We start from the raw sequence: 23357 nt of genomic DNA, 5'->3' as shown, positions 1-23357 counted from the left end.
ATCGCCGAGCGCCGACAACAGGCACCTTCCACGACGCCCGGCCGAGCAGGTCGCGCTGGGATCAGCGGCGTGGAGGGGTCAGCCGCCCTGGGACCAGACGCCGTCCCAGCCCGAGCACTTGCCGGTGACCTTCACGGCGGTGCCGCGGCAGACCCGGCCCTCGATCGAGAGCATGTAACCGGTCGGGAAGGAGAACGCCAGCGGCTTGGTCCCCGAGCAATTGCGGAACGTCTTGGCGCCCCTGCCCCCGTCATCCTTGACCCACCGGAACTTCAGCCACGAGCACCCGCTCCGCCCGGGGAAGTCGTAGAGCTTGCCGCTCACCACGAACCCGGGCCGGTCGAGGACGACCTTGCCCTTGGCCTTGCCCGCCTTGTCGGAGGAGTAGATGGAGCCCCAGTTCCAGATCTCCGGGTTGGCGGCGGCCGCGGCCGGAGCGGCGATCGACGCGGACGCGATCAGGAGCGTGACGCCGACCGCCACGGTGCGAAAAATCATGAAAGTGAGGCTACTCACCCGGCTTGCAGCCCGCTTGCCGGATCGTCGCGCAGCACCTGGGCGCCCTTGCGGCAGGCGGCCAGGGCGGCCCGCGCGTAGCGGGGGGAGGCTCCGGCGAGCCCGCAGGCCGGGGTCAGCACGACCTGCCCGGCCAGCTTGTCGGGCGGGAACCCGAGCCGCCGCCACAGATCCACCGCCGGCCTGGCGACGACACCGGTGTCGGGCAACCGGGTGTCGGTCCCCGGCACCACCCCGAGGAACAGCAGCAGCCCCGCCTCCAGCGCCTCCCCCACGGCGTCGTCGTCCCTGCGGCTGAGCAGGGAGGCGTCCACCGAGACGCCGCGGACGCCGGCCGTACGGAGGAGGCGGAGCGGCACCGACGGCGCGCAGCAGTGCACGATCGGATCGCCGAACAGGCGCAGCGACTCCGCCACCCGCGGACCCTCCACGGCGGCCAGCCGCCCGAAGCCCGAGGCGGTCGGCACGGTGCCCGCGAGCACACCGGGCAGGCCGGGCTCGTCGAGTTGCAGGACGATCTCGGTGACTCCGGGCAGGCGCCTCCGCACCTCCGCGACGTGGTCGGCGACGCCCTGAGCGAGCGAGGCGATCAGGTCGCGTACGGCTCCGGCGTCGGAGAGCATCTTGTCGCCGTACTTGAGCTCGATGGCGCCCGCCATCGTCCACGGCCCGCAGACCTGCAGCTTGAGCGGCCCCGCGTAGTCGTATCCGACCTCCTCCAGGCCGTCGAGATCGCGTCTGAGATGGTCGACCGCCCGCTGGTGGTCGCGCCCGGGACGATCGGACAACCGCCAACCGCTTGGCTGCACCTCGACCGGCAGGTCCACGAGCAGCGCCGCCGTCCGCCCCACCAGGTCGGCGCCCACGCCTCGGCCCGGCAACTCGGGCAGGTACGGCAGGCCGGGCAACTCACCGAACACCACTCGGAGGGCCTCGAAATGATCCTCACCCGGATGCGACCCAACCCCGGTGGCTTCGAACATCGACATGGGCCAAGCGTAGGCTCTGGAGCATGAAGCTGACCAAATACGGCCACGCGTGCGTACAGCTGGAGAAGGATGGCAACGTCCTCGTCGTCGACCCTGGCGCCTTCACCGAGGGCCCCGTCCTCGACGGTGCCGACGCGGTGCTCATCACCCACGAGCACATGGACCACGTCGACGTCGAGCGGCTCAAGGCCGCCTCTTCCGACCTGGAGATCTGGACCTGCGAGGCGGTCGCCGCCCAGTTGACGGAGGTTCCGGGGAAGGTTCAGGTCGTACGGCATGGCGACGACTTCACCGCGGCGGGGTTCGAGGTGAAGGTGTTCGGCGAGTGGCATGCGAAGAACCACCCTGACGTGCCGATCGCGCAGAATGTCGGCTTCATGCTCGACGACGAGGTCTTCTACCCCGGTGACGCGCTGACCGTGCCGGGCGTCGACGTGCCCACCCTCCTGGTGCCGACGAACGCCCCTTGGCTGAAGCTCCTGGAGATGGTCGACTACCTGCGGACGATCCGTCCGGCCAGGGCGTTCTCCACGCATGACGGGCTGCTCAACGACATCGGCCTCAGCTTGATCGACAACTACCTGAAGCTGGAGTCCGACAAGCAGCACGCCGACATGCGGCGGCTCAAGGTCGGCGAGTCGGTCGACCTGCCCTGAGATCAGCTGAGCTGCTTTTAGATCAGCCGGCCGAGGCGATGGTGGCCGAGCCGATCACGGTCTCGCCCGAATAGAGCACTGCCGCCTGCCCCGCCGCGACCCCCGTGGCGGGGCGGTCGAGCGTGATGCGCAGCCCGTCGCCGACCTCCTCGAAGTGGCACCCGTAGACCTCGCCGTGGGCCCGCAGCTGCACCCTCAGCTCACCCGGCGAGGCCGACGCGACCGGCTGCCCCGAACCGCTCGGCCCGCCCGGCTCTCCCGGCCCGTTCCAGACCGGCCGGCCGCAGGTGATCGAGGTGACCTCCAGCGCCGAACGCGGCCCCACCGTGACCGTGTTGGACACGGGCTCGATCGACAGCACGTAGCGCGGCCTGCCGTCGGCGGCGGGCCGGTCGATGTGCAGGCCCTTGCGCTGGCCGATCGTGAAGCCGTGGGCACCGTGGTGGTTGCCGACGACCTCGCCCTCCTGGTCGACGATCGGCCCTTCGGCCGAGCCGAGCCGCTTGGCCAGGAAGCCGCGGGTGTCACCGTCGGCGATGAAGCAGATGTCGTGGCTGTCGGGCTTGTCGGCGACCGTTAGGCCGCGCCTGGCGGCCTCCTCGCGCACCTCGGCCTTGGTCGAGTCGCCCAGCGGGAAGATCGCGTGGCCGAGCTGCTCGCGGGTGAGCACGCCCAGCACGTAGGACTGGTCCTTGCCCTGGTCGGCGCTCCTGGACAGCACGCCGTCGACCAGCCTGGCGTGGTGGCCGGTGGCGACCGCGTCGAAGCCCAGCGCGAGCGCCCGGTCGAGCACCGCCGAGAACTTGATCTTCTCGTTGCACCGCAGGCACGGGTTGGGCGTGCGGCCCGCCGCGTATTCGGCCACGAAGTCCTCGACCACGTCGCGCTGGAAGCGCTCGGCCATGTCCCAGATGTAGAACGGGATGCCGATCACGTCGGCGGCGCGCCGCGCGTCGCGGGAGTCCTCGACCGTACAGCAGCCCCTGGCCCCCGTGCGGTGGGATTGGGGGTTGGCCGACAAGGCCAGATGCACACCAGTGACGTCGTGACCGGCCTCGGCGATCCGGGCGGCGGCCACGGCGGAGTCGACGCCGCCCGACATGGCGGCAAGCACACGCAATCCCATGACCATTCCAGCGTACTGTCCCGCCAAGCCTGCTCGGCCATCTGCACAACCAGGCTCCGCGTCTGGGAGTATTCAGGCCATGCGACTGTTCGGGCGCAAGGACGACGACGAAGAGCCCATCGAGCCGAGTGACGGCATCGCGCCGTTCTGGGCGTGGTGGGAGGAGACCAGGCCGCAGCTCGACTCGCTGGTGGCCTCCGGTGAGGCCGAGGGGCTGTGGGAGAAGATCGCCCCGGCCGTCGCCGCGGTGCATCCCGGCCTGGTCTGGGAGGTGGCTCCCGGCAGGGACGCGGCGCACGCGCTGGTCGTGACCGCCGCCGGCGACGCCGAGCTGCGCTCGCTGGCGCACCGCCTGGTCAAGGGGGCGCCGCCCGCCGACCTGCTGTGGGAGTTCCATCCGTCGCGCCAGGTCAACCCGCAGGCGCTGGAGCTGACGATCGACGTGGGCGGCTTCGAGTTCGCCTTCGACAAGCTGATGCTGGGGCTGCGGGTGCCGCCCAACTCGCCGCGCGTCGACGTGGCCGCCTACCACCCGATCTTCGGCCAGCTCGACGAGGACACCCGGCTGGAGACCACGCTGCTGGCCCTCGACTGGCTGCTCGGTGAGGACGACGTGGCCCGCTGGGTGGGCGAGATCACCCCGGCGACGTTCCAGCCGATCGACTCGGTCGCCGCCGTGCACCTGCCCGCCGTGGTCGCCGACCTGGCCTCCGGCTACGAACAGGAGCAGTGGGCGCTGCTGGAGGGCCAGACGGCGGCCGGCGCGCCACTGGTCGCCACCGCCCGCTATCCGCTGCGGCCGGTCGACTATCCGCTCTTCGACCAGCACATCGCGATCACGCTCCCGTACGCGCACCGCGACGAGAACGGGCTGCCCGTCGGGGAGTCGCTGACGGCGCTGCGCGACTTCGAAGAACGGCTGGCGGCTCGGCTGCTCAAGCTCCACGATGACGCCGTGCTGGTGGCGCATCTGAGTGCGGAGAGCCATCGGGTGATCCACATCTACGCCGACCCGACCGGGGACGCGGCGATCCACGCCAAGGAGCTGATCGTGGGGTGGGAGGAAGGGGAGCCACGGGTCGATGTGGCGACCGACCCGGCGTGGAGTGCGGTGGTGGCTTTTATCAACTGATTTGGTTCGTCACGCGACCGTCTCGGCCCTTGTGACAGTCCGTCGTGGCTGGGGACCCTGGGGAGGGAACGAGGACGGTCCATCGTGGTTGGGGACCTTGGACCCCCTCCGGGGAGGGTACGAAGGCGGTCCGTCGTGTCGGGGTTCCTGAGAAGGGATCCCTCCGGGGGACAGGCGAACGTCCGTGGTCAGTACAGCTAGCTCAGGCCGGCGCGGCGGGCGCGTTCGACCGCTGCCGGGAGCACCTCGATCAGCCGGTCGACGTCATCGTGGGTCGAGGTGTGGCCGAGGGAGAACCTGAGCGAGCCCCTGGCCGCCGCCGAGTCGGCGCCCATCGCCAGGAGTACGTGGGAGGGCTGGGCCACCCCGGCCGAGCAGGCGGAGCCGGTCGAGCACTCCACGCCCTTGGCGTCGAGCAGCATGAGCAGGGCGTCGCCCTCGCAGCCGGGGAAGGAGAAGTGAGCGTTTCCCGGCAGCCGGTCCGTCGGGTCGCCGTTGAGCAGCACGTCGGGGACCGCCTGCCGTACGCGCTGGATCAGCTCGTCCCGCAGCGCGGTCAGGCGGCGGCTCAGCGACTCCTGCTCCTCGACCGCGACCCGGATGGCGGTGGCGAGGCCGGCGATGGCGGGCGCGTCGAGCGTGCCTGAGCGTACGTCCCGCTCCTGGCCGCCGCCGTGCATGACCGAGACCGGGGTCATTCCGCGCGCCAGCAGCAGCGCGCCGACGCCCATCGGGCCGCCGACCTTGTGGCCTGTCACCGTCAGCGCGTCGGCGCCGGAGTCGGCGAACGACACCGGCAGCTGCCCGACCGCCTGCACGGCGTCGGTGTGGAAGGGGATGCCGCTGTCGTGGGCGATGGCGGCCAGCGTGTGCACCGGCTGGACCGTGCCCACCTCGTTGTTGGCCCACATGACGCTGATCATGGCGACGTCGTCGGGGTCGCGGGCGATGGCGGCGCGCAGCGTGTCGGGATGCACCCGGCCGAGCTCGTCGACCTCCAGCAGCTCGACGCGCGCGCCCTGGCTGTCGGCCAGCCATTGGGCCGGATCGAGGGTGGCGTGGTGCTCGACCGAGCTGACCAGCACCCGCTTCCTCGGCCGGCGCGCCCAGTAGAGGCCCTTGACGGCGAGGTTGTCGGCCTCGGTGCCGCCCGAGGTGAACACCACCTCGCTCGGCCTGGCGCCGAGCGTGTCGGCGATGGTCTCGCGCGCCTCCTCGACCACTCTGCGCACTCGGCGGCCGGTCGCGTGCAGCGAGGACGCGTTGCCGACCAGGCCGAGTTGCTCCGTCATGGCCTCGATCGCCTCGGGAAGCATGGGCGTGGTCGCCGCGTGATCAAGGTAGGCCGACGGTCTGCTCACCAGGAAATCGTATCCCCTTTGCCACTGTACCGTCCGGACGGTACAGTAGAGGCATGAGAAGGGACGAGCTACTGGACGCGGCAGAGGATCTCCTCTGCGACCAGGGCTCGACCGCGCTGACCCTGTCCGCGGTGGCCGATCGGGCCGGCGTGAGCAAGGGCGGCCTCCTCTATCACTTCTCCTCCAAGGAAGCCCTGATCAAGGGCATGGTGGAGCGGCTGATCGACGACTTCGACGAGCTGATGGCCGCCCAGGGCGACCCCACCTACACCGAGCGCTACCTCGCGGCGACGCTTGAGGCCGTGCGCTCCAACCGGCTGCGACGATGGGCCGTGGTCACCGGGGCGTCGGGCAACCTCTTCCTGCTCGCGCCGATCCGCGAGGCCATGGCCCGCTGGCACCGCGAAGGGCTGGACGACGAGCCCGACCGGGTGGCGTCCCAGATCGTCCGGCTGGCGTGCGAAGGACTGTGGGACGTGGCCAGCCACGATCCCGACCTGCACGCCGAGAGCGACCTGCGCGCCCTGGAGGCCCGCTGTCGCGCCCTCCTCAAACCCTGAATGTCCCGCTGAACCTGACGCGCTTCTCAACCTCTGACGCGCGCCTCAAAGCCCCCAACCCCCCCAAGCCCAAACCGTTCGCCGCCCGCGCTCGCGTCACGAGCGCCGGGCCGCGCCGCATGCCAGTTAATGAGTGATTTGCGAGGTATGTACTAATGATCCGCGACTTGAGGATCGCCCGTTTCGGGGCGGTTCTTACTTTCGTCCTGGCCGGGCTCCTGGTGGGCACGATGACCGTGCGCATCCCGGCGTTGACCGACAAGCTCGGCCTGTCCGAGTCGGCGGTCGGCCTGATCCTGCTGGCGTGGGGTGTGGGCGCGCTGATCACCATGCAGTCCATGCGCCGGGTCATGAGCCGGGCGGGCAGCAAGACCGTCCTGCGGATCGGCGGCCCGCTGACGGCGCTCGGCCTGGTGGGCGTGGCCTTCGCGCCGAACCTCCCGCTGCTGCTGGTCGCGGCCACGTTCTTCGGCATGGCGTTCGGCATGGTGGACATCGCGATGAACGCCCAGGGGTCCACGGTCGAGCGGGCCTACGGGCGCCCGCTGCTGAACGGCATGCACGCGGGCTGGTGCGTGGGCGCGATCTCGGCGGGCGCCCTGGGCAGCCTGTCGATCGCCCTGGGGCTGTCGTTCACCGCGAACGTGGCCCTGGTCGGCCTGGTCTCGCTGCCGGTGACGGTCCTGCTGGGCCGTACGTACCTGCCCGAGGCCCCGGCCGTGGCGACAACCACCAAGGCCGGCCGCCGCCTGCCCCCGATCGTCTACCTGCTCGGCGCTCTGATGTTCTTCGCGTTCATGGTGGAGGGCACGGTCGCCGACTGGAACGGGCTGTTCATGCGCGACACCCTGGGCGCCCCGGAGGCGCTGGCCGCGCTCGGCTACCCGGTCTTCGAGGTGGGCATGCTGGTCGCCAGGCTCACCGGCGACAGGCTGCGGACCCGGTTCGGGGTACGCGGCATCATGACGGCCTCCGGCGTGGCCACGGCGGGCTTCTTCACGGTCGTCCTGGTCGCGCCCGCGCCGCTGGTGGCGGTGCTGGCGATGTTCTTCGTCGGCCTCGGCGTGGCGACGATCTCGCCGATGACGCTCTCGCTGGCCGGGACCGCCACCGACACCCCCGGCCCGGCGATCGCCCAGGCGGGGGCCATGGGCTACGCGGGGCTGCTGCTCGGCCCGGTGGTGATCGGCTTCCTGACGGACGCCACGTCGCTGCGTGTCGCGCTCGGGATCGCGGTGGTGCTGGGCGTGGCGATCGCGGTGGCCGCCCGCTTCCTGCCGCGCGAGGAGCCCGCGGCGGTCACCGTCGGTCCGGCCGTCAGGGAGCCCGAACTCGCCACCGCCTGACCCTGTGACATTTGTCCTGGTTCAGTGGCTTACATTCTGCACTGCCCCGATCCGCAGATCAGTGTGAGGCTGAGCCCATGGTCAAACCAGTCGTCACCGCCTCGATCCTCGTCGTGACCGCCGTGCCGAGTGTCCTCCAGTTCTTCCTTCCCGGCCTGGAGCCCGCACTCATGCGCGACCCCGCGGCCATCCGTGCCGGGGAATGGTGGCGACTGGGGACCTCCCTCGTCGTCCAGGACAGCGGCGTGTTCGGCACCCTGTTCAACCTGGCGTTCCTTGCGGTGCTCGGTTACCTCGCCGAGCGCTCGCTCGGGCCCGCCCGCTGGCTCATCCTGTACGTGGCGGGCGCCGTGGCCGGGCAGGCGGGCGGATACCTGTTCAACGACCCGGGAGCCGGGAACTCGATCGCCCTGTGCGGCCTGGCGGCGGGCCTGGCCATCGCCTGCGAGGGGTCGCTGGAGCGCTCCGTGGGCGCCTTCTACGCGGTGATGCTGGGCGCGTCCGCCATCGCGCCCTCCAACGGCATCTGGAGCTGGGTGGTGACGATCGCGCTCACCGCGGCCGGGTTCCAGTTGGTCACCCGCCACGAGCGGCTGCCCGTGTGGCTCTTCCCCGTCGTCCTCGCGGTCGTCGCCGTCACGGTCACCGCCCTCGCCGACCTCCACGGCGCGGCCCTGCTGGGTGGCATGATCGCGGCATGGGCTCTGAGAGGAACGTCCCGTTCGACATACCGGCCTACGTCGCTCGCGTGAAAAGCGGGCCGTGCTTCATCTGCGCCATCGTGGCCGGTGACCCGACCTACGACCTGGAAGAGATCGTCTACGAGGACGAGCGCCACCTGGCCTTCCTGGCCCGCTACCCCACGATGCCGGGCTATGTCCTGGTGTGCCCCAAGGCCCACGTCGAGCACGCGGTCCGTGATCTCGACGAGGACGACTACCTCGGTCTCATGCGGGTCGTACGGCGGGTGGCGCTGGCCGTCGAGGCGGCGGTGCCGTCCGAGCGCACGTACCTGCTCACGCTCGGCAGCCAGCAGGGCAACGCGCACCTGCACTGGCACGTGGCCCCGCTGCCGCCCGGCACCCCCTACGAGGAGCAGCAGTATTACGCGCTCATGTCGGAGAACGGGGTGATCCCCTGGTCGTCCGGCCAGGCCCGGGAGCTCGCGGACCGGATCCGGGAGTCGCTCGCCGAGGCGTGATCTGGAAGTTCTCTGTGGATTCCGGCCACGCTCCATGCCGATCCGCTGCTCGGAGGCTCGCGTTCCCAGGAATCTCACAGATCTCCCCAGAAGCCCTCCATCCGGGCGTACGACGCTGGCCGCATGATCCAGCTCAACGGACTGACGAAACGCTACGGCGAGGTGCTCGCCGTGGACGATCTGACCTTCACCGTACGACCCGGCCTGGTCACGGGCTTCCTCGGCCCGAACGGCGCGGGCAAATCCACCACGATGCGGATGATCGTCGGCCTGGACCTGCCCACGTCGGGTTCGGTGACCGTCAACGGGCGGGCGTACCGCGACCTGCCCCAGCCGCTGCGGGAGGTGGGGGCGCTGCTGGAGGCGCAGGCCGTGCATCCGCACCGCAGCGCCTACAACCACCTGCGCTACCTGGCCCAGACCAACGGGATCCATGACCGGCGTGTCGCCGAGGTGCTCGACCTGGTCGGGCTCCGGGACGCGGCCAGGAGGAAGGCGGGGACGTTCTCCCTGGGCATGAGCCAGCGGCTCGGCATCGCCGCCGCGCTGCTCGGCGACCCGCCGGTGCTGCTGTTCGACGAACCGGTGAACGGGCTGGACCCCGAGGGCGTCCTGTGGATCCGCACGCTGATGCGCGGGCTGGCCGCCGAGGGGCGCACGGTGCTGGTCTCCAGCCATCTGATGGGCGAGATGGCGCTGACGGCCGACCGGCTGGTGGTCGTCGGCAAGGGCAAGCTCATCGCCGACGCGGACACCGCCACATTCACCGACACCGGCGAGGGGGTGCTCGTCCGTACACCTGAGGCCGTCATGTTCACCCGGCTGCTGCTGCTGGCCGGAGCCCGGGTGCGGGCGGGCCTCGACGGCGAGCTGATCGTGACCGGCCTGACCGCGCCCGACATCGGGCGGCTGGCCGCCACCGAGGCCGTGCCCCTGTTCGAGCTCGCCCCGCGCCGTACCAGCCTGGAGGAGGCATTCATGGAGCTCACCCGTGACAGCGTCGAGTACGGAGTGGCCCGATGACCGCCGCGGGCGTGCTGCGCGCCGAATGGACCAAGTTCGCCACCATCCGGTCCACGACGATCCTCTCCACCGCGATCGTCGCGGTCTCGACCCTGCTCGGCTGGCTGTTCGGCACGGCGAGCGCCAACCAGTACGGCGGTGCCTCGGCGCAGGATCGGCTGGACTTCGACCCGATGGACCCGGCCACGCGGGGCATGTTCATCGTGCAGCTATTGATCACAGGGCTGGGCGCGCTGGTGGCCTCGTCCGAGTACGGCTCGGGCACGATCCGCGCGAGCGCCGCGGCCGTCGGCCGGCGGCGCCTGCTGACCGCCAAGGCCGGGATGGTCGTGCTGGTCGCGCTGCCGGTGAGCATGGCGGCCGTGTGGCTGATGGTCCTGACCTGCATGGCGACGCTCTCAGCTCGCGGGGCGCCGGCCGTCTGGTTCGGTGACGCCACCGTCGTCCGCGTCCTGACACTCTGCCCGATCGTGTTCACGTCGCTGGCGCTCTTCGGGCTGGCGCTCGGCGTCCTGCTGCGGGGAACGGCTGCCGCCGTGAACGTCAGCACCGCATTCCTGCTGCTCCCCATCTTCGCCGGGACCTCTCCCGGCTGGCTGCGTGAGGTCCTCGGCGTCTACTGGCCGAATGTGGCGGCCTTCGCGGCCGCTTCGGGCCGGGCCGACGCCGGCCTGTCCCCTTGGGTGGGGTTCGGGATCCTCGCCGGGTTCACGGCGGTCATGCTTGGTGTCGCGTTCGTACGATTCGAGACTCGAGATCTCTGATCAGCTCGTAGGCTCGGCCAGAACAGGGAGGACAGCAGTTGGGTGACGGCGAACGGCTGCTCGTGGTCGACGACGAACCCACCGTCAGGGAGTTGCTCTCGGCGACCCTGCGCTTCGCGGGCTTCACTGTGAGCTCGGCCGAGAGCGGTGTCCAGGCGCTGGAGTCGGCCCGAGCCGACCCGCCCGACTTGGTCCTGCTCGACGTAATGCTGCCCGACCTGGATGGTTTCGAGGTGATCCGCCGGCTCAGGCTGCTGCCCCGGGGCGACGGCCGGCCGGGTCCCGTGCCGGTGCTGTTCCTGACGGCCCGCGACGCCACGGCGGACAAGATCAACGGACTGCGCCTGGGCGGCGACGACTACGTGACCAAGCCGTTCGATCTGGAGGAGCTCCTGGCCCGCATCAGCGCCATACTCCGGCGCACGGGCGCGGCTCCCGGCAACGACACGCTGCGCGTGGCCGACCTGGAGGTCGATCCCGAGGGCCATCAGGTGACCAGGGCGGGCCAGGCCGTACGGCTGTCTCCGACGGAGTTCAGACTGCTGCTCCATCTCGTGCTCAACGCCGGGCGGGTGCTGTCCAAGGCGCAGATCCTCGAACACGTCTGGCGCTACGACTTCGCCGGGGACTCCAGCATCGTCGACACCTACGTCAGTTACCTGCGCCGCAAGATCGACACCGGCGAGACGAAGCTGATCCACACCGTGCACGGCGTCGGATACGTGCTGCGCGGGCCGAAGCGATGATCAGGCGCCTGTCCCTGCGCCTCAGGCTGCTGGCCATCACGGTGGCGCTGCTGTTCGCCGGGCTGGTGGTGATCAGTTCGGTGGTCGTGCAGCAGCTGGAATCCCAGCTGCTGACCAGGATCGACGCCAAGCTGGAACCCATGGGCAGCGCCCTGTCCATGATCCCGCCCGACCTGGCCGTCCGGCTGCGACAGGGCGCGGCGAACACCCCCCTGGCGCCGGGCGGGTCGCAGCCCGGCCCCGACGAGCGGGGATACGCGGCGTACCTGTCCGCCGACGGCACGCTCCTGCGGGAGCTGACCACCGGGGGACGCCCCGAACTGCCCCGGCTGGACTCCGCGGCCGTCGCCACCCGCGCGAGGCGGCCGTTCACCGTGAGCGGCGCCGATGGCGCGGGATGGCGGGCGGTGGCGCTGCCCAAAGCCGGACGGGACGGCTCCGCCCACGCCAGTGTCGTCGTCGCGCTGTCGCTCGACGGCATGGACGCCACCATCGACCGGGTGCGGGTCGTCTGCCTCATCGCGGGTTCGGTGCTGCTGGCCGTGCTCGCTCTCGTCGGCGGCGTGGCGATCCGGGCCGGGCTCGCGCCGCTGCGGCGGGTGGAGGAGACCGCGGCGGCCATCGCGGGCGGCGACCTGACCCGGCGCGTACCGTACCTGGCCATGCCGGGGACGGAGGTCGGGCGGCTCGCGCACGCGCTGAACGGCATGCTCGCCCAGATCGAGCAGGGGTTCGCCGCCCGCGCCGAGTCCGAGGCGCGCATGCGGGGGTTCGTCGCCGATGTCAGCCATGAGCTGCGCACCCCGCTGTTCGGCATCAAGGGGTTCTCGGAGCTGTATCGCATGGGCGGCACGGACGCCGACGCGGCGCTGGCCCGCATCGAGAGCGAGTCCGGACGTCTGGCACGGCTGGTGGACGACCTGCTGCTGCTCGCCTTCCTCGACGAGCCCACGACCGCGGGGCTCGACCTCACGCCCATGGACCTGCGTACGCTGGCCGCCGACGCGCGGCACGACTTCGCCGCGCTGGACCCGTCCAGGCCGATCGCGTTCACCGGGCCCGGCGGCGGACCCGCGGCCAGCGCCCCCGTGCTGGGCGACGAGGCCAGGCTGCGGCAGGTGGTCAGCAACCTCGTGGGCAACGCCGTCACCCACACCCCGGCCGGCTCCCCGGTGAGAATCGGTGTCGGCACCCTCGGCGACCAGGCGGTGCTCGTCATCGAGGACGAGGGGCCGGGGCTCAGCGCCGAGGAGTCGGCCCGCGTCTTCGACCGCTTCTACCGCGCCGACGGCTCCAGGGCCAGGTCCACGGGTGGGGCGGGGCTCGGCCTGGCCATCGTGCGCTCCATCGTCGCCGCCCACGGGGGACGCGTGGAGGTCCGCTCCGCGCCGGGGCGGGGAGCGGCCTTCCAGGTCCTGCTCCCCGCCATCGACCCGTGAGTTACTTGCGCTTGGTGACCTCTTCGGTGAGCTGCGGCACTACCTGGTGCAGGTCGCCCACGACGCCGTAGTCGGCGAGCTCGAAGATCGGCGCCTCCGGGTCCTTGTTGATCGCGACGATGGTCTTCGCGGTCTGCATCCCGGCCCGGTGCTGGATCGCGCCGGAGATGCCGGCCGCGATGTACAGCTGCGGCGACACCGTCTTGCCCGTCTGGCCCACCTGGAACTGGTGGGGGTACCAGCCCGCGTCGGTGGCGGCGCGCGAGGCGCCCACGGCCGCGCCCAGGGCGTCGGCCAGACCCTCGATGACCGAGAAGTTCTCGGCCGAGCCGACACCACGGCCGCCGGAGACCACGATCGCGGCCTCGGTCAGCTCGGGGCGCGCGCCCTTCTCCTGCTTCACGCGCTCCAGGACACGGGCGGCCTTGGCGGAGTCGGTCAGCGTGACCGACACCTGCTCCTCGGTGCCCGCGCCCGCGGCGGCCTCGGGGGCCGTGGAGTTGGGGCGTACGGCGACGATCGGCGTGCCCTTGCGCACCTTCGAGCGGACGTTGACGCCGCCGCCGAAGATGGACTGGTCGGCCACGAAGCCCTCGCCGAGGCCCACGGCGTCGGTGATGACGCCCGAGTCGGTCTTGACCGCGAGCCGGCCGGCGACCTCCTTGCCCTCGGTCGTGGCGGCCACCAGCACGGCGGCGGGCGACTTGTCGGCCACCAGCTGGGCGAGCAGCTCGGCCTTGGGCGCGACGACGTAGTCGACGATCTCGTCGGCTCCGGCGACGTAGATCTTCTCGGCACCATACTCGGCGAGCCTGGCCTTGGCCGCGTCGGTGATGCCGGGTCCGGCCCAGACGGCGGCCGGTGTGCCGAGCGAGCGGGCCAGGGTCAGCAGTTCGAGTGTGACCTTCTTGACCTCGCCGTCGACGTGCTCGACGAGAACGAGAATCTCCGACATATCAGCTGTCTCTCCCGTGCTCAGATGAACTTCTTGGACGCGAGGAAGTCGGCGGCCTTCGAGCCTCCGTCGCCCTCGTCCTTGACGATCGTGCCGGCCGCGCGCGGCGGGGCCGCGGCGAACTCGACGACCTCGGACCAGGCCGCGTCCAGGCCGACCTGGTCGGCCGCGATCTCCGCGTCGGCGATGGCCAGCGTCTCCACCGGCTTCTTCTTGGCCGCCATGATGCCCTTGAAGGACGGGTAGCGGGGGTCGTTGATCTTCTCCACCACGGACACGACGGCGGGCAACCGGGCCGCGACCTTGTCGAACCCGTAGTCGGTGATCCGCTGGATCACGATCTCGGAGCCCTCGATGTCGACCTTCTTGGCGAGGGTGAGCTGGGGTGCGCCCAGGCGCTCGGCCAGCATCGCGGCCAGCACACCCGTACGCGCGTCGGTGGACTCCGAGCCCAGGATGACCAGGTCGAAGCCGATCTTCTTGAGCACCTGCGCCATCGCGTAGGAGGTCGACAGGGCGTCGGAGCCGTGCAGCGCGTCATCCGTCAGGTGGACGGCCTTGTCCGCGCCCATGGCCAGGGCCTTGCGGATGGTCTCGGTGGCCCGGCCCGGTCCCATGGTGAGAACGGTCACCTCGCCGCCGTGGGCTTCCTTGAGCTTCAGGGCCTCCTCGACCGCATACTCGTCAAGCTCGTTCACCACGCCGTCGACGGCGTCACGGTCGAGCGTCTTGTCATCGGACCGGAGCTTGCGCTCGGTCGCCGTGTCGGGGACCTGCTTCACGCAGACGACGATGTTCATGGCCGGTGGCCGACCTCCCGTGTTCGCGTGCGCCGACGCTCGGCGCCTGATGCTTGCTGACAGACTGCCAGGTGTCCCATGGGGGCCGTGACAGCGGGTGCTCTCGCGGCCATGTTACCCATGAGTAGCTTAGGCGCAAGCAAGCAAGGCTTACGACAAAGCACCACCACCATACCGAACTTTATTCCGCTAACTGAGTTCAGGTCGGCCGCTGGAGGGTTCAGGCCGACATCAGGAAGACGACGCCGACCACCAGCGCCGTACCGGCGAACAGCGCAAGCGTAAAGGTGCTGAAGACCGCGCTCAGCCCCAGGCAGAGCCCTGCCGCGCCGAGCATCCCGGCGAAATCGAAGATGATGCGGCTCATCCTGAAGCGGCCGCGCGTGAACAGCGCCACCCCCGCGTCGGCCACCGCCACCAGCGCGTACGCGGCCAGCAGGAACAGCGTCACCTCCGGCAGCGGCTCCCGCGCGGCGGCGGCCAGCAGCGCCACGAACAGCCCGGAGCCGATCAGCCAGCGCCTGCGTACCTTCTCCCGGTGCCTGGCCCTGGACTCCTCGACCGACGGACGGCCCCGCTCCTGACCCGGCCGCCACTCCCGGGTCTCCAGGTCGTGCGCCTCGCCGGGCCGGGGGCGCAGGGCCGTGGCGGGCGGGCGGACGGCGTAATGGGCGGCCTCGACGCCGAGCCTGGCGCAGATCTGCGCGGCCGTCGGCCGCGCGAGCGGGTCAGTGGCCAGGCACTCGCGCAGCAGCGGGCTCAGCCAGTCGGGGACCCCCTCCAGGTCGGCGTCATGGTGCACGACGCGGTAGGCGACCGCCGAGGCCGGTCCCTGCCCGTACGGCTGCCGTCCCGTGGCCGCGTAGGCCAGCGTGGCCCCGAACGAGAACACGTCGGCCGGCATCCCCGACTCCTTGCCCTCCAGCACCTCGGGCGCCAGATAGCCGGGCGTGCCCACCACAGCCCCTGAGGCCGTCACCGAGAGGGAGTCGAGCGCGCTGGCGATGCCGAAGTCGATGACCACCGGCTCGCCTTCGGCCATCATCACGTTGGCCGGCTTCAGATCCCGGTGCACGACGCCCGCCTCGTGCATGGCCAGCAACGCGTCGGCCAGCCCGGCGGCCAGTTGGCGGAGCTCGGGCACCGGCGTGGGGACCGCGCTGAGCGGCCTGCCCTGGACGTACCGGGTCACCAGATAGGGCTTGTCGACGTCGAGCGAGGCGTCCAGCACCTCGGCCACGTGCGGCCCGCCCACTAACCGCATCGTCTCCACCTCGCGCGCCAGCCGGGTCAGCGCGCCGCTGCCGGCCGTCACGTGCGGATGCAGGACCTTGACCGCCACCGTACGGCCCTCGGGGTCGAGCGCCAGGTGCACCTCACCGAACCCGCCCGCCCCGAGCCGGGAGAGTAACTGATAGGGGCCCAGCCGCTCGCTCATACCCCTTATCTCCCCCCGGAGCGGGCCAAGACACTTACGACCAGGGTGACAGGAACCCCATCCCCACGCCGTCGAGCAGATCGTTGATCAGGCCGGTGATCAAGCCGATCGTGCTCCGCCGCGCGTCGCTGGTCAGCTCGTTGATCACGGTCTCCGGAGCCCGCCAGGGCGCCCACGTCGGGGTCTGGCCCAACGCGAACATCACCGCGAACATCGCGGCCGTACCGACGATCAGGGCGGCGACCAGGGCCGCACCGGGAGTGCGCAGGATGCCGGTGAGCGAGCGCGTGACCGCCTTGCGCGGCGCGCCGCCGCCCGGCAGCACGAACAGCCCGGCCGTGAAGGCGGCCGCGCCGTACGCGGCGGCGTGGTTGACGCTCATCCCGCCGCCCCAGCGCAGCACACCCCAGACGCAGGCGCCGAACGCCAGCGCCAGTGGCACGTGGACCAGCGTCACGAGCGCGGCCTTGACCAGCGCCCACGGCGTGCCGACCAGGACGAGCAGCGGATCGGCCGCGCTGCTCCCCCGCACCTGCCGGCGCTTGACCATGTCGCCGAAGAGGTATTCGCCCACCCGCAGCACCAACGCCAGCGCGACGGCCACCGCGCTCACCGCGACGGGCAGCACGGCGGCCAGCGCGGTCAGCGTGACCAGCAGCAGCAGGCCGACGAACTGGCTGCCGACCAGGTAGCGCTTGCGCTCGGCCGGCGGTGTGTAGGGAGGCGGCGGCGCGACCGGCCGCTGCTGACCCGCCTGAGTGGCCGGGCGGTAGGCGGGCGGGTGCGTCGGCGGCGCAGGGTAGCCCGCGACCCGCTGGTCGACGCGCGGGGCCGGGTGCCGCTCCGGCATCGGCGCCGGGACGTAGGGCGGCGGCCGTTCCTCGCGCGGCGGCTTCTCCTCGCGCGCGGGCGCGGGCGGGGTCCCGTACGCGACCGGGGGCAGCAGGTCGGAGTAGTTCTCCATGACCCGCGTCCGGTTGCCCATCCGCTTGGTACCGGTCGGCCCGTCGGACGAGGTCTCGTGGAACGAGGTCACCGATGGGTCCAGCGCCCTGGCCATCCGCAGGAGCTCCTGGGCGCCGGGCCGGGCACTGGGCTCGACGCGCAGCGCGCGGCTCAGCCAGCCGCGCAACCAGGCGGGCGCCTTGTCGATCTGCGCGCGCCCTTCCATGATGTTGAAGCAGACCGCCTCGAACGTGCCCGTGCCGAACGGCGGCGCGCCCGTCGCGGCGAAGAACACCGTGGAGGCCAGCGCGTGCACGTCGGCCGCCTGGGTGATCTCCGAGTCGCGGATGATCTCGGGCGCCAGGTAACCGGGCGTGCCGACGAACATCCCCGTCTGGGTCAGCCGGGTGGCGTTGACCAGGTGCGCGATGCCGAAGTCGATGACCAGCGGATCGCCGTTGACCAGCATCACGTTGGACGGCTTGAAGTCGCGGTGGATCACCTCGGCGGCGTGGATGGCCACCAGCGCCTGACACAGGCCCTGGGCCAGCCTGATGACCTCGCGCGCCTCCAGCGCGCCCTCGGCCAGCACCGTCTCCTCGAGTGTGCGGCCGGGGGCGAAGCGGGTCACGACGTACGGCTGACCGCCGACGAGCTCGGCGTCGAGCACCTCAGCCACATGCGGGCTGCGCACCCGGCGCATGGTCTCGACCTCGCGCGTCAGCCGGTCGCGGGCCTTCAGGTCGGCCGCGACATGCGGGTGCAGGACCTTGATGGCGACCTCGCGGCCCTCGGTGTCGAGGCCCAGGTGGACCACGCCCATGCCGCCCTCGCCGATCTTCCTGACCAGCCGGTAGGGGCCGAGACGTTCCGGCGCCTGCGTGCTCATCGCCACCGTCCCGGCGTCATCCCCCTGTGCTCCCCTTCAGTCCGTTGAGCTGGGTCACCACAGGTCCGACGTTCAGCGGAGCCCATACGGCCCTCCTCGCGTTGTCGAACGAGCTGTAAGCGAGGATCAGGGAGAGCGCGGCCCCCGCCGCGAGAACTCCCACCATCACCATCGCCGCTGTTCTCGAGGGTACGAGCGATGAGAGGGTTCTGCGCATCTGCCTTCCAGGCCCCTCCACTCCGGGGCCCGCGCAGACGGTCCACAGGGCGATCGCCGCGCCCCAGGCCAAGGCGTTGTAGGGGTTCATCTTGACGAACACGGTGAGCAGCAGCGTCACCGGTAGCCCCAGGATAAGGGCGTAGAAGAAGAGCGCGAACGTGATCCCCACCGACTTGGCCAGTTTTTTGGGGAAGGCGAAGACGCGCACCACGTCCAGCGCCGCCGACCCGGTGGACCGGCGCGCGACGAGCTCCGGCTGGGCCAGGTCGGCCGCGCGGAGCAGCACCACGACCGGGATCACCAGCAGGCCCACGAGCACGGGCGCCACCACGGCCACCATGATCATCATAATCAGCAGCATCGCGCTCGCCAGGCCGTAGGCCCGGGACCGCTGCAGTGCCTGCCCGGGGCGGGCCGCCGGGATGAACGGCTCGCGCTTGGTCCGCAGGTCGGGCTGCTGCTGCCCGTAGGCGTCTCTCCTGGTCTGCGCCTCGTGCGGCAGGTAGGACTGCGCCTGCGGATCGTGCGGGAACTGGCCCTGGACCGGGATGTAGGGCGGCGGTTGGACCGGGTTGCCTCGTCCGTAGTCGGGCGCTTCGGGGCGTACCCGGCGGGTGGGGACGTCGGGCGGGTCGGGGCGTACGCGCCGGGTGGGCACGTCGGCGTCGGCCGGCGACGGCATGTGGCTGTTGCTCTGACCGGCGGCCTGCCATGGCTGTGGGGTAGCCTCGCGCTGCATCTTGCGCAGCTCTTCCGGGGTCACCCGGCGGGTCGGATAGGGGTCGCCCTGCTGCTCGGGGAGCAGCGAGACGTACTGCTGCTCCTGCGGCGGCGGCTGGGGCGGCTGGCCCTGGGGCTGCCAGTTCGGGCCGGCCCCCTGGTGCGGCTGGCCCTGGTGCGGGGGCTGCTGGCGCAGCTGGCCGTCGACGAGCCGGCGCGGCGTCATGGGCGGCGTCGAGATGTCGTACGACGGCTTGTCGGCCAGCGGCTGCGGCGTCGGCAGCTCCAGCGACGGGTTGGAGCGGTCGGACCGGGGCACGGTCGAGATGTCGTCGCGCATGCCGCCCGGCGGCGTGGGCAGCATCCTGGCGGTCTGCTCGGCCAGCTCGGCCGCCTTGGGCCGCTTGGTGGGGTTGCGCTGGAAGGCCGCCTTGAGCAGCGGCTGCAGCTCCTTCGGGGCCGCGCTCACGTCGGCCTTGCCCGCGGTGATGTTGTAGAAGATCATCTCCAGCGTGCCCTTGCCGAAGGGCGGCTGGCCGGTGCCCGCGTACAGCAGCGTGCCCGCCCAGGCGTGGATGTCGACCTCGGGCCCGGCCTCCTGACCCTCGATGATCTCGGGGGCGAGGTATCCGGGCGTGCCGATGAACATCCCCGTCTGCGTCAGCCTGGTCGCGTCGACCGCCTGGGCGATGCCGAAGTCGATCAGGACCGGCTCGCCGTCGATGATCAGCACGTTGCCCGGCTTGAGGTCGCGGTGGATCACGCCGACCGCGTGCACGGCGGCCAGCGCGGTCGCGACCCCGTGCGCGATCCTGACCAGCGCGGGCAGGTCGAGCGGACCGTCGTCCTTGACGATCTCGTCGAGTGGCCGCCCGGCGACGTAACGCGTGACGATGTAGGGCCGATGACCCGTCACATCGGCGTCGATCACCTCGGCGATGTATTTGCTGCGCGCGCGGCGCATGGTCTCGACTTCACGCGACAGACGCCGCCTGGCGACCTCGTCGCCGGCGACCTCCGCGCGCAGGACCTTGACCGCCACCTGCCTACCCTGCGGGTCGACAGCGAGGTGGACAACGCCCATCCCGCCTTCGCCGAGCCGCCTGAGCAGCCGGTAAGGGCCGAGTCGGTCATCGTTCATGGCATGAAGCACCATACCGGCTTAATCCCCGCCCACGAGATGAACCATGAGGCCACATTCCCACTCGTACAACGTCCCGAAGGGGCCCATCGGTTTCCCATTCAACGGTCTCGAATTGGCTTCAGTTTCTTTGACGTCAGTTCTCTGGCTTCAGTTGGCCAGGGGGAGGGTCTCCGCCCCCTTCAACCCGGCAAGAGCGGCCCCGGAGACGGCCAACTTCGACCGCCGGACCCCACTTCCGATCACTACCCTGTCGTGCTCGGCCACCTTCGTGTCCACCAGGATCGGCCAGTCGGCGGGCAGGCCGAGCGGGGTGATGCCGCCGTATTCCATCCCGGTGAGCTCGACCGCCTCCGCCATCGGGGCGAAGCTCGCCTTGCGCGCGTCGAGATGCCTGCGTACGACGCCGTTGACGTCGACCCGCATCGTCGCGAGCACCATGCAGGCCGCATAGCGCGTCTCGCCGCCGCGCTTTGCAGCGACGACCACACAGTTGGCCGACTCGTCGAGCGTCACGCCGTAGCGCTCGCAGAACGCCGCCGTATCGGCCAGCTCGGGGTCGATCTCGGCCACCTCGACGCCCGCCAGCCCCTGCACGGCAAGGGCCACCGGCTCGGCCAGCAGGTCGGTCCGGTCGGTCGCGGGCACCCAGTCCAACGTCATCCCATCTCCTCGATCGCTCACCCAGGACCTTACGCCGGTCACCTGAGCAGCGCGCGACGTCACGGTGACTGCAGCACCCGTTGGTGCAGCTGGGTGACGGCGCCACGGGCCGACTCCATGGAGCCCGCCTGCCACGCGATCAGATAGGTGAGCCAGTCGCCCGCGAAGTAAACCCTTCCGCTGGGGCGTTGCAGAAGAGTGAAGGACGAATCAAAGGCGGGCCAGCGTACCCAGCCGCCCTGGATGTGCTCCTGGCGGTCCCAGGCTATGGAGACGCTGGAGAGCAGGTCCTTGCCGTACTTGTCGCCGTGGATCTTCCTGCCCTGGGTGAGGGCGCGGCGTCTGCGGTCGTCCGGGGTGAGGGCGCCGTAGAGCTCGGCGTTCTGGTCGGTGTTGTAGTAGCCGACGAGCACGCCGCGCTGGGCGTGGAAGCCGGCCGAGGGGTACCAGATGTGGGTGATGTCCAGGTCGGTCTCTGTCACGCCGCCGTAGATGCGGTCTTCCAGCTCCCACCAGCGCCGGCCGTACTCCAGACCGATCTTGCCGCTCGCCACCGGGATGGGCGTCTTGAGCGCGGCCGTGACGGGGGCGCCGAGGTTGTGCGGGATCTTCGCGAGCAGGTGGGGCGGCAGGGTGGCGATGCAGTAGTCGGCTTTGAGCGAGCCGCCGTCCCAGGTCACCTCGACACCGTCGGCCAGGTTGGTGATCTTGGTGACCTTGACGCCGGTCCTGATCCGGTCCGCGCCGACCGCCTCGGTGAGCTTGACGACAATGGCGTCCATGCCGCCGACCGGCTGCAACATGGGGGTCGACTGCTCGTAGCCGAAGTCGTTGGTGATGGAACGACCGGTGCCGGCGGCGAGGACGGCGTGCAGGGTGCCGGGGGCCGCGATGGGGGTACCGCCGTCCAAAGCCGGATATTTCATGAAACCCCGGCGGTCGGAGCCCTCGTAGTCGAGCTTGGGCCCCAGATCGCCGAACCTGCGCAGAAACTCCAGCAGTCGTTCCTGATCGTCCTTGCCGACCTTCTTGTCAAGCGCACCAAGATTCGTCGCTTTGGCCAGCAGCTCCGCCACATACCCATACATATCCGCACGCGCGGCCCTTGCCCGGATCGTCTGCCCATTGGTGTGGACGAGCGCCTGGCCGTTGTTGTTGATGAACGTCTCGATCGGGATGCCCAGCTCGCGGCAGTAATCCAGGGTGACCATCCACGGCGCGATCCGCCCCGGGCCCGCGTTGAAGTAGACGCCCTCGCCGAACTTCACGTCCTGCGCGGGACCGTTGAGCTCGGTGAGCCGATCACCGCCGCGCAGCGTGAGGTTCCGGCCGCCGGCCCGATCCTTGGCCTCCAGCAGTGTGCAGTCGTAGCCGGCCTTGCCCAGCTCGTACGCGGCGGTCAGCCCGGCGACACCCGCCCCAATGATCACCACCTTGGCGGCCGCCTTGCCGCGCAGCGAGAAGTCGCCCTGCTGGGGGGCGGCGAAGTCCTTGTCCTGCTGGGACGGCGCCAGACCCAGCGCGCCCATGGCGGCGTACATGGCTCCCGCGCCACCCACCGCCCCGATACCGACGAGTAACCCCCGCCGGGTCAGCGCCGCGCCCTCCATGCCACTCGCTCCCAACTATGCGGGCCGCTATTCCGTCGGCCTGCGTGTGCCGGCCTGCTCTTCACGGGCCCGCGTGTGCCGACCTGCCGTTCACCGACCTACGCACGCCGACCGGCTCCTCATCCGCCCGCGTACGCTGACCGGCCATTCACCGACCTACGCACGCCAACCGGCTCCTCACCCGCCCGCGTACGTCGACTTGCTCCTCACCGGCCCGCATGCGCTGACCTGCCATTCACCAGCCGGCGTCTGCTCTCTGTGGCGTTCAGCCGTAGGGGCCGCTGCCGCAGGAGATCTGACCACCGATCGTGGCGAAGATACCGAACAGCGCCATGATCTGTGCGAAGTCATCGGTAGTGAACTCGGTGTGACGCGATCCCACCGCCTTAACGCCGGGAACAAGCCCGACGGCGGCCGCGATGGCAGTGGAGTTCCACTCCACCCCCAGCGTGTACGGCGCAGCCACCCGATAAGGCGTGAAGTCGCTCAACCGCCCCAACGCCCTGGCCGTCGCCTCACGAATCCGAGCCTGGGCAACGCTCGGCGGCAGCAGTTCGGCCGAGAACTTGTCGATCCCCTTCTTGACCGCCACCGTCTCCACATCGCCGAGCAACTCGCGCGCCTCTTCACCGACGGCCTCGTCCCCGGCCACCAGCACCACCGGAACACCGTGGAAGCCCGCACACGCCGCCACCAGCCGCGTCTCGCCGCACACCTCGCCGTTGAGGTAGACGTTCTGGATCTCCTTGCCCATCCAGGTGTGGTTGAGCACGCCGTTCGTCACCCCCGCGCGGGCGTGGTACCCCACGAAACACGCCGCCTGGAACGACCCGTCGACCCCCTGCGCCATCCGCTGCGCCTTACCCGGCCCCCGGATGAGGGTGGCGCGCGGGTCCAGCAGGTCGATCCGCAGATTCTTGGTGGACCCGTGAGCGTCGTTCACCAGCACCGTGGTCGCCCCGGCCTCGAACGCGCCCTCGACGGCGGCGTTGGCATCGGCGGTCATGAGCTCGCAACCCCGCTCGTAGCCCCGCTTGCCCGCGTGCATCTCTTCGGGGTCGGTGAGCCCGGTCACGCCCTCCATGTCGACCGACAAGTACACCTTCACAGTCCCACTC

General features: G+C 70.7%; 22 protein-coding genes. 10 read left to right on the top strand and 12 right to left on the bottom strand.

The genetic code is table 11. From position 1 onward, the window contains the following. Positions 1–78: 78 nt before the first annotated feature. Together ACQP2T_RS10850 and ACQP2T_RS10845 are read right to left on the bottom strand one after the other, a co-directional pair. Positions 79–498 carry a hypothetical protein gene (locus ACQP2T_RS10850; RefSeq protein WP_433516021.1) on the bottom strand — a complete coding sequence of 140 codons (420 nt, stop codon included), beginning with the start codon at positions 496–498 and terminating at the stop codon, positions 79–81. Positions 499–512: 14 nt separating this feature from the next. After that, on the bottom strand, positions 513–1505 hold the full coding sequence (locus tag ACQP2T_RS10845) for a methionine synthase (protein WP_433516020.1): 993 nt from the start codon (positions 1503–1505) through the stop codon (positions 513–515). A 23-nt stretch (positions 1506–1528) separates the two neighbouring features. Here ACQP2T_RS10845 and ACQP2T_RS10840 point away from each other — a divergent pair, with 23 nt between their 5' ends. After that, on the top strand, positions 1529–2161 hold the full coding sequence (locus ACQP2T_RS10840) for an MBL fold metallo-hydrolase (RefSeq protein WP_433516019.1): 633 nt from the start codon (positions 1529–1531) through the stop codon (positions 2159–2161). 22 nt (positions 2162–2183) lie between these two features. On the opposite strand, the gene mnmA is transcribed toward ACQP2T_RS10840, so the two are convergent. Further along, the gene (gene mnmA, locus ACQP2T_RS10835; RefSeq protein ID WP_433516018.1) at positions 2184–3287 is read right to left on the bottom strand and encodes a tRNA 2-thiouridine(34) synthase MnmA; all 1104 of its coding nucleotides are present in this window, start codon (positions 3285–3287) and stop codon (positions 2184–2186) included. 79 nt (positions 3288–3366) lie between these two features. On the opposite strand from mnmA, the gene ACQP2T_RS10830 reads away from it, so the two are divergent. Continuing rightward, entirely contained in the window at positions 3367–4419 is a 1053-nt protein-coding gene (locus ACQP2T_RS10830; protein WP_433516017.1) for a DUF695 domain-containing protein, read from the top strand. A 197-nt stretch (positions 4420–4616) separates the two neighbouring features. On the opposite strand, the gene ACQP2T_RS10825 is transcribed toward ACQP2T_RS10830, so the two are convergent. Then, the gene (locus ACQP2T_RS10825) at positions 4617–5735 is read right to left on the bottom strand and encodes a cysteine desulfurase family protein (protein ID WP_433519753.1); all 1119 of its coding nucleotides are present in this window, start codon (positions 5733–5735) and stop codon (positions 4617–4619) included. A 98-nt stretch (positions 5736–5833) separates the two neighbouring features. Between ACQP2T_RS10825 and ACQP2T_RS10820 the strand changes: the two genes are divergently transcribed. From ACQP2T_RS10820 to ACQP2T_RS10785, 8 genes are all read left to right on the top strand, one after another. Further along, complete coding sequence (locus ACQP2T_RS10820; protein WP_358429048.1) at positions 5834–6340, top strand: TetR/AcrR family transcriptional regulator; 507 nt, start codon at positions 5834–5836, stop codon at positions 6338–6340. Between the two features lie 167 nt (positions 6341–6507). After that, positions 6508–7686 (top strand): MFS transporter, encoded by a 1179-nt coding sequence (locus ACQP2T_RS10815; RefSeq protein WP_433516016.1) that lies wholly within the window; start codon positions 6508–6510, stop codon positions 7684–7686. 77 nt (positions 7687–7763) lie between these two features. Further along, positions 7764–8438, top strand: coding sequence for a rhomboid family intramembrane serine protease (locus ACQP2T_RS10810; protein ID WP_433516015.1), 675 nt, complete (start codon positions 7764–7766; stop codon positions 8436–8438). Further along, complete coding sequence (locus ACQP2T_RS10805; protein ID WP_433516014.1) at positions 8384–8887, top strand: HIT family protein; 504 nt, start codon at positions 8384–8386, stop codon at positions 8885–8887. Before ACQP2T_RS10810 ends, ACQP2T_RS10805 begins: the two co-directional genes overlap by 55 nt. A gap of 123 nt (positions 8888–9010) precedes the next feature. Further along, positions 9011–9910, top strand: a complete 900-nt coding sequence (locus ACQP2T_RS10800) for an ABC transporter ATP-binding protein (RefSeq protein ID WP_433516013.1) — start codon at positions 9011–9013, stop codon at positions 9908–9910. Beyond that, entirely contained in the window at positions 9907–10674 is a 768-nt protein-coding gene (locus tag ACQP2T_RS10795) for a hypothetical protein (RefSeq protein ID WP_433516012.1), read from the top strand. Before ACQP2T_RS10800 ends, ACQP2T_RS10795 begins: the two co-directional genes overlap by 4 nt. Before the next feature lie 38 nt (positions 10675–10712). After that, positions 10713–11420, top strand: coding sequence for a response regulator transcription factor (locus ACQP2T_RS10790; protein ID WP_433516011.1), 708 nt, complete (start codon positions 10713–10715; stop codon positions 11418–11420). After that, positions 11417–12859: a sensor histidine kinase gene (locus tag ACQP2T_RS10785; RefSeq protein WP_433516010.1), complete on the top strand. Its 1443-nt coding sequence runs from the start codon at positions 11417–11419 to the stop codon at positions 12857–12859. The genes ACQP2T_RS10790 and ACQP2T_RS10785 overlap by 4 nt, the downstream gene beginning before the upstream one ends. Before the next feature lies 1 nt (position 12860). On the opposite strand, the gene ACQP2T_RS10780 is transcribed toward ACQP2T_RS10785, so the two are convergent. The 8 genes from ACQP2T_RS10780 to ACQP2T_RS10745 all read right to left on the bottom strand — a co-directional run bounded on the left by ACQP2T_RS10780 (position 12861) and on the right by ACQP2T_RS10745 (position 23347). Then, positions 12861–13814 carry an electron transfer flavoprotein subunit alpha/FixB family protein gene (locus ACQP2T_RS10780; RefSeq protein ID WP_433516009.1) on the bottom strand — a complete coding sequence of 318 codons (954 nt, stop codon included), beginning with the start codon at positions 13812–13814 and terminating at the stop codon, positions 12861–12863. A 20-nt stretch (positions 13815–13834) separates the two neighbouring features. Beyond that, positions 13835–14614 carry an electron transfer flavoprotein subunit beta/FixA family protein gene (locus ACQP2T_RS10775; RefSeq protein ID WP_363995693.1) on the bottom strand — a complete coding sequence of 260 codons (780 nt, stop codon included), beginning with the start codon at positions 14612–14614 and terminating at the stop codon, positions 13835–13837. A 220-nt stretch (positions 14615–14834) separates the two neighbouring features. Then, on the bottom strand, positions 14835–16052 hold the full coding sequence (locus ACQP2T_RS10770; RefSeq protein WP_433516008.1) for a serine/threonine-protein kinase: 1218 nt from the start codon (positions 16050–16052) through the stop codon (positions 14835–14837). A gap of 34 nt (positions 16053–16086) precedes the next feature. Continuing rightward, on the bottom strand, positions 16087–17886 hold the full coding sequence (locus ACQP2T_RS10765; RefSeq protein ID WP_433516007.1) for a serine/threonine-protein kinase: 1800 nt from the start codon (positions 17884–17886) through the stop codon (positions 16087–16089). Between the two features lie 16 nt (positions 17887–17902). Next, the gene (locus ACQP2T_RS10760; protein WP_433516006.1) at positions 17903–19966 is read right to left on the bottom strand and encodes a protein kinase domain-containing protein; all 2064 of its coding nucleotides are present in this window, start codon (positions 19964–19966) and stop codon (positions 17903–17905) included. Between the two features lie 150 nt (positions 19967–20116). Then, on the bottom strand, positions 20117–20629 hold the full coding sequence (locus ACQP2T_RS10755; protein WP_433516005.1) for a YbaK/EbsC family protein: 513 nt from the start codon (positions 20627–20629) through the stop codon (positions 20117–20119). 59 nt (positions 20630–20688) lie between these two features. Then, positions 20689–22239 (bottom strand): flavin monoamine oxidase family protein, encoded by a 1551-nt coding sequence (locus ACQP2T_RS10750; RefSeq protein WP_433516004.1) that lies wholly within the window; start codon positions 22237–22239, stop codon positions 20689–20691. Positions 22240–22504: 265 nt separating this feature from the next. After that, a complete protein-coding gene (locus ACQP2T_RS10745; protein WP_433516003.1) occupies positions 22505–23347 on the bottom strand; it encodes a M55 family metallopeptidase in 843 nt (280 codons plus the stop codon). Positions 23348–23357 lie beyond the last annotated feature (10 nt).

Origin of the sequence: Nonomuraea sp. CA-143628 (genome assembly GCF_050942315.1) — a bacterium.
Taxonomy (GTDB): Bacteria; Actinomycetota; Actinomycetes; order Streptosporangiales; family Streptosporangiaceae; genus Nonomuraea.
This window is presented reverse-complemented; position numbering and strand designations above follow the sequence as displayed.

What these genes read in the sequence shown, in the direction of transcription:
- ACQP2T_RS10810 (WP_433516015.1), top strand. Translation starts at nt 7,764, where the DNA reads ATGGTCAAACCAGTCGTCACCGCCTCGATCCTCGTCGTGACCGCCGTG.
- ACQP2T_RS10805 (WP_433516014.1), top strand. Translation starts at nt 8,384, where the DNA reads ATGGGCTCTGAGAGGAACGTCCCGTTCGACATACCGGCCTACGTCGCT.
- ACQP2T_RS10825 (WP_433519753.1), bottom strand. Translation starts at nt 5,735, where the DNA reads ATGCTTCCCGAGGCGATCGAGGCCATGACGGAGCAACTCGGCCTGGTC.
- ACQP2T_RS10845 (WP_433516020.1), bottom strand. Translation starts at nt 1,505, where the DNA reads ATGTCGATGTTCGAAGCCACCGGGGTTGGGTCGCATCCGGGTGAGGAT.
- ACQP2T_RS10850 (WP_433516021.1), bottom strand. Translation starts at nt 498, where the DNA reads ATGATTTTTCGCACCGTGGCGGTCGGCGTCACGCTCCTGATCGCGTCC.
- ACQP2T_RS10785 (WP_433516010.1), top strand. Translation starts at nt 11,417, where the DNA reads ATGATCAGGCGCCTGTCCCTGCGCCTCAGGCTGCTGGCCATCACGGTG.
- ACQP2T_RS10780 (WP_433516009.1), bottom strand. Translation starts at nt 13,814, where the DNA reads ATGTCGGAGATTCTCGTTCTCGTCGAGCACGTCGACGGCGAGGTCAAG.
- ACQP2T_RS10840 (WP_433516019.1), top strand. Translation starts at nt 1,529, where the DNA reads ATGAAGCTGACCAAATACGGCCACGCGTGCGTACAGCTGGAGAAGGAT.
- mnmA (WP_433516018.1), bottom strand. Translation starts at nt 3,287, where the DNA reads ATGGGATTGCGTGTGCTTGCCGCCATGTCGGGCGGCGTCGACTCCGCC.
- ACQP2T_RS10820 (WP_358429048.1), top strand. Translation starts at nt 5,834, where the DNA reads ATGAGAAGGGACGAGCTACTGGACGCGGCAGAGGATCTCCTCTGCGAC.
- ACQP2T_RS10755 (WP_433516005.1), bottom strand. Translation starts at nt 20,629, where the DNA reads ATGACGTTGGACTGGGTGCCCGCGACCGACCGGACCGACCTGCTGGCC.
- ACQP2T_RS10800 (WP_433516013.1), top strand. Translation starts at nt 9,011, where the DNA reads ATGATCCAGCTCAACGGACTGACGAAACGCTACGGCGAGGTGCTCGCC.
- ACQP2T_RS10795 (WP_433516012.1), top strand. Translation starts at nt 9,907, where the DNA reads ATGACCGCCGCGGGCGTGCTGCGCGCCGAATGGACCAAGTTCGCCACC.
- ACQP2T_RS10760 (WP_433516006.1), bottom strand. Translation starts at nt 19,966, where the DNA reads ATGAACGATGACCGACTCGGCCCTTACCGGCTGCTCAGGCGGCTCGGC.
- ACQP2T_RS10770 (WP_433516008.1), bottom strand. Translation starts at nt 16,052, where the DNA reads ATGAGCGAGCGGCTGGGCCCCTATCAGTTACTCTCCCGGCTCGGGGCG.
- ACQP2T_RS10750 (WP_433516004.1), bottom strand. Translation starts at nt 22,239, where the DNA reads ATGGAGGGCGCGGCGCTGACCCGGCGGGGGTTACTCGTCGGTATCGGG.
- ACQP2T_RS10830 (WP_433516017.1), top strand. Translation starts at nt 3,367, where the DNA reads ATGCGACTGTTCGGGCGCAAGGACGACGACGAAGAGCCCATCGAGCCG.
- ACQP2T_RS10765 (WP_433516007.1), bottom strand. Translation starts at nt 17,886, where the DNA reads ATGAGCACGCAGGCGCCGGAACGTCTCGGCCCCTACCGGCTGGTCAGG.
- ACQP2T_RS10775 (WP_363995693.1), bottom strand. Translation starts at nt 14,614, where the DNA reads ATGAACATCGTCGTCTGCGTGAAGCAGGTCCCCGACACGGCGACCGAG.